Here is a 5,462-nt window from a genome sequence, read left to right on the forward strand (position 1 = left end):
AAATAAAATATATCGTTGCCATTAGAATTAAATTCTTTTATATTTTGTGAATAGCAGCTATCATCAAAAGCATTAACTACGGGTGAAAGTTATGAGCGAACAACTTCTAGACAAAGATGTAATTTCTGCTGTCAGCGACGACACTACAATTGATTTAGAAGCTGCATTTAGCGAATCCAAGGTGCAAAATATCTTAGATCAGCTTGACCAAGAATTAGTCGGGTTGCAGTCAGTCAAGAATAAAATCAAGGAAATGGCTGCTTTGTTGTTAGTAGATCGCGTGCGGAAAAGTTTGGGCTTAACTGCTGGAGCTGTGACGTTACACATGACTTTCCTCGGTAATCCTGGTATGGGTAAAACCACAGTTGCGATGCGGATGGCAGAAATTTTGCATCGTTTGGGATATATCCGTCGGGAAAATGTGATACTTGTTACCCGTGATGACTTGGTTGGTCAGGGTATTGGACAAACTGCACCGAAAACGCGGGAGGTGTTGAATAATGCAATGGGTGGGGTATTGCTAATTGATGAAGCTTATACTTTATTTCGTCCTGACCATCCCGGTGATTTTGGCTTGGAAGCGATCGAAATTTTAATGCAGGTGATGGAAAACCAAAGGGATAATTTAGTAGTGATTCTCGCAGGTTACAAAGAGCAAATGGAGCATTTTTTCCATAGTAATCCCGGCATGAATTCGCGAATTGGATTGCATATTGAGTTTAATGATTACTCAGTAAACGATTTGATGATAATTGCGAAATCTATAGTCAAGGAGCAGAATTATAGCTTTAGTCCTGATGCTGAGAAAGCTTTTGCAGAGTATCTCATTAGACGTAGAATTATGCCCCATTTTGCCAATGCTCGAAGTGTGCGAAATGCCATCGATCGGGCAAGATTACGTCAAGCAAATCGATTATTGATGATGCGCGATCGCAAAGTTACCAAGCAGGATTTAATTACAATTGAAGCCCAGGATATTTTAGCAAGTCGGGTGTTTAAGGAAGGTGTACCGGATTGCGAACCACAAAATTAATAATGTAAACGCGATCGCAATACATATCGCAATACATATCGCAATATATATGGAGAGACGGGATGTATCATGGCAGGGCTGATTCATCCCCTAAAACACTTTAAAAATCAAGGGTTATAGCAATTTAAAGCTGGTTATACTAAAAACGGGTTAGAACTTTACTTTTAACAAGCGTGAAAATCTTGAAGATACTACCCTTCGGGAACGTGGAACGTACGTTCCTCAGTATGACAGAAGTCCAGATTTTACCTGGTTGCAGTATATTTTGTTACTAGTGTGTCGAGAAAACGAACAAGATTACGGCTACATGAGTGCTTAAAAGTTCATTTAATCGTCACCCTTACTTAGACATTTATCGCTAACTATCTTGACAAATCATGTTTAAAAGGGAACGAAACAGCCCTGATGTATCATGGAGAGGCGCGATGTATCCCATCTCTCTACATTTTTTTGGCGATCGCAAGGTTTTATTCCAGACGCTGCTTAAATAGGAACTTTGTTTTATGATTTTCTTATTGGGTACCATCAATTAAATGCGATCGCGGCTGGAAACTAATGCAGAATCAAAGCAAGGCTGAATCTCAACCGCAAAACAACCCCTCTACTGTAATGACTTCTCAGCAAAGTTCGTTGCGTAGTTTACCTGAAATGTCAACAGATGTAGGGATGATTCTGCAATTTGCGGATGGCAGTATTCAAGCTTGTAATCCTCGTGCTGAGGAGTTATTGGGATTGACATGGAAGCAGATGCAGGAATGGAACTTCCTCAATTGTCCTTGGCAAACCATACATGCAGATGGCTCTCCCTTTCCAGTTGAAACCCATCCAGGGATGGTGACTTTGCAGTCGGGGCAACCTTGCTCAAATGTGGTTATGGGGTTTGAACAGCCTAACGGAGAATTGATTTGGCTGACTCTCAGTTCTCAACCACTATTTCAGGCAAATGCATCAGTTCCTTATGCAGTTGTGACAACCTTTACTCAAATTGCCCCATCACAGTTGTTATCTCCCGACAAAGATAGCGATCGCTCATCTTCGTCACAAGTGATGTTGTTAGATGAAATTACAGAACGCAAACAAGCCGAAATAGTTTTGATAGAGACTAATAGCATATTGCGATCGGTGATTGATGGAACTTCGGATATAATTTATGTCAAAGATTTACAAGGGCGTTATGTAATTGCCAATTCAACGGCGGCTGATTGGTTAGGAACTACCGTTGAGTCCATGCTCGATCGGGATGATATGGTATTTTTCCCCCCTGAGAAAGCACAACAAATTCAGCAAACCGATCGCCAAGTCATGACAACTGGTGAATCCATTACTTTTGAAGAAGAAATTCCCAAACAAGGGGTAATGCGATCGCTTCTGTCGCTAAAATATCCGTGGCGAGATAGTGAGAATAATATTATCGGTGTCATCGGCATTTCGCGAGATATTAGTGATGTATATAACGAACTAAGGTTACGTAAACAAGCCGAAGAGGCACTCAAAAACAGTGAAAACCGTTTTTGGCAATTGACAAATTCCATACCACAAATTATCTGGACAACGGATGCATCAGGGGAGTTAAATTATGTTAGCGACCAGTGGCTGAACTACACTGGATTAACCCTCGAACAAACCCGCGATCGTACCTTAGCGACTCACCATATACATCCCGACGACGTGGAATTGAACAATCAACAATGGCAAGCAGCGCTGACATCGGGAACAATTTACCAAGCCGAAATGCGTTTAAGGCAAAGTGTTGATGGCAGTTACCATTGGTTTTTAGCCCGCGCTGTGCCAATTCGAGATGGGCAAGGGCAGGTAGTACAATGGTGTGGCACTTCCACTGATATCGACGATCGCAAACTAATAGAAGAAGAACTGCGGCAAAAAAACGCCATTTTAGATGTCATCAACGAGTATTCACCAATACCCATTTTTGTCAAGGACCGACAAGGACGGATTATTTATGCTAATCCAGCCACCTTAGAAGTATTGGGAAAACCTGCTTCAGAGGTGATTGGTTGTCGCGATCGCGATTTATATCCATCCCCTGAACTGGGAGCCATAGTTTCGGAAAACGATCGACGGATTATGGAATCGGGACAAACAGAAGTGGTGGAAGAATCTCCCGATGGTATTCGCACATTTTTGGCAACAAAAGCTCCCTACCGCAATCAAACAGGAGAAGTGATTGGTTTGATTGGCATATCCAACGACATCAGCGATCGCGTTCAAGTTGAACGCGATCGCGAACTTATTTTACAACAAGAAAAAGCTGCCAGAGAAGCCGCAGAAAAAGCCAACCGCATCAAAGACGAATTTTTAGCAGTCTTATCCCACGAATTGCGATCGCCCCTAAATCCAATTTTAGGCTGGTCAAAACTACTACGAACAGGCAAACTCGATTCCAACAAAACCACCGAAGCCTTAGCAACAATCGAGCGTAACGCCAAACTCCAATCCCAATTAATCGAAGACTTACTTGATGTGTCCCGGATTCTCCAAGGCAAGCTGAGTTTAAGTGTAATTCCTGTCACCTTGACAACAATAATTGGGGCAGCCCTGGACACAGTAAGATTAGCAGCAGAAGCCAAAAATATCCAAATTCATACAGTCTTTGCCCTCAGTATTGGGCAAGTATTAGGAGATACAGGTCGCCTACAGCAAATACTGTGGAATCTACTCTCAAATGCAGTTAAATTCACACCAGTTGGTGGGCGAGTAGAAGTTCGCTTAACACAAATTAATCACTATGCTCAAATTCAAATCTCCGACACCGGAAAAGGTATCCATCCCGACTTCCTACCCCATGTATTCGAGCATTTCCGCCAAGAAGATGGAGCCACAACCCGGAAATTTGGTGGATTAGGATTAGGACTTGCGATCGTTCGGCAACTGGTAGAAATGCATGGAGGTAGGGTATTTGTCAATAGTCCTGGAGAAGGAGAAGGAGCCACTTTCAGCGTTCGCTTGCCACTGCTCAAACCAGCCATCTTGGAAGCAAACAACTCCGATGCCACTTTATCCCCCCTTCCGATTGAATCCTTATCCCTAGCTGAATTGAGAATTATTGTCGTCGATGATGAACCAGACTCGCGAAATTTTATTGCCTTCGTACTCCAAGAAGAAGGAGCAGAGGTGATTGCCCTATCATCTGCGATGGATGCACTCGAATCCATCCAACAAAATCAACCCGATTTGTTAATTAGTGACATTGGAATGCCAGGGATGGATGGTTACATGTTGATTGAGCAAATTCGTAACCAACTGCCATCTCAGTGTCAGGGATTGATTGCGATCGCGCTAACTGCCTATGCTGGGGAAGTCAACGAGCATAAAGTTTTAGCAGCAGGATTTCAGAAACACCTTGCCAAGCCGATTGAACCGAAAGATTTAGTTGCGGCAGTGATTAGCTTAGTTATTAATCGCGATTGATTTTGAACTATTTATTACAGACAGGGATGATTAATTAAATTCTCAGTAAAGGATTTCTCATGAGCCAATATTCTCAAGCTCAAATCGTCGAAATAGAGGAACGTCTCAGGCAAGCAATGCTCGATTCCGATGTCGAGGAGCTAGACATACTGATTGCACCTGAGCTTATATTTACTAACCATTTAGGGCAGCTTTGTAGTAAAAAAGAAGACCTTGCTGCTCATCGATCTGGTGTAATTAAGTTTAGAGAAATTACACCCTCAGAGCAACGAATTCAAATTCATGATGGGTTTGCGATCGCTTCCGTAAAAATGCATGTGTTAGGAAGCTACGAAGGTACAGAAAATGATTTTTCTATTCGCTTCACTCGTGTTTGGGCAAAATCTTCCACTGGTTCATTACAAATTATTGCGGGTCATACTAGTATTGTTTCAGCTTAGTGTATGAGTGCGTATTTAAAAGCTTGTCAATATTATGTATTTTCGTTGTTCATCTAAAAAGCGCTAGTTCTAAGTATAATACTCAGATTCGGATGTTATACAGAAAAATTCTTTATAAACCTCGTCTACCTTGAGAACAGTAGTTTTCCGTGTCAGATTTTGAGATTGCGTCCTTACGTCGCAATGACGCAACAGAATAATCAAAAACTCCGGGTTCCTACATGGACGAGGTTTAACTACCTTATTTGAGATGATTATACGGAAAAATTCTTTATAATCCCTATATTGGGGTGTTATATGGAAAAATTCTGTATAACCATACTAATTGAGGTAGTTATACGGAAACTTTCCGTATAATAAATAGTTAGCTTGCTCGGTCAGTACACAGACATTTGCCGACCCAGAGGCGTAAAATAGTGAGGGCAGCAAGGAATTTAGCTATAAAGTGGCGAAAAGTCAAGACTTAATTGCTGAGGTAAACCCTTTATAGAACAACACGGTATGCGTAAAACTCAGGGCTTCAGCCCTGAGATATAAGCGACACGTAGCTTGCTTCCCGG

The 5,462-nt window shown here is 41.9% G+C and carries 3 protein-coding genes; all 3 read left to right on the plus strand.

Annotation, left to right across the window (positions count from 1 at the left end; genetic code table 11):
• Positions 1-91 precede the first annotated feature (91 nt).
• The 3 genes from CK510_RS25495 to CK510_RS25505 all read left to right on the plus strand — a co-directional run bounded on the left by CK510_RS25495 (position 92) and on the right by CK510_RS25505 (position 4,902).
• Positions 92-1,033 carry an AAA family ATPase gene (locus CK510_RS25495; protein ID WP_095724338.1) on the plus strand — a complete coding sequence of 314 codons (942 nt, stop codon included), beginning with the start codon at positions 92-94 and terminating at the stop codon, positions 1,031-1,033.
• Between the two features lie 555 nt (positions 1,034-1,588).
• Positions 1,589-4,462, plus strand: a complete 2,874-nt coding sequence (locus CK510_RS25500) for a PAS domain-containing hybrid sensor histidine kinase/response regulator (RefSeq protein ID WP_095724339.1) — start codon at positions 1,589-1,591, stop codon at positions 4,460-4,462.
• Positions 4,463-4,521: 59 nt separating this feature from the next.
• Positions 4,522-4,902 carry a nuclear transport factor 2 family protein gene (locus CK510_RS25505; protein WP_095724340.1) on the plus strand — a complete coding sequence of 127 codons (381 nt, stop codon included), beginning with the start codon at positions 4,522-4,524 and terminating at the stop codon, positions 4,900-4,902.
• The last annotated feature ends 560 nt before the right edge of the window (positions 4,903-5,462 follow it).

It is taken from the genome of Brunnivagina elsteri CCALA 953 (genome assembly GCF_002289455.1).
Taxonomy (GTDB): domain Bacteria; phylum Cyanobacteriota; class Cyanobacteriia; order Cyanobacteriales; family Nostocaceae; genus Brunnivagina; species Brunnivagina elsteri.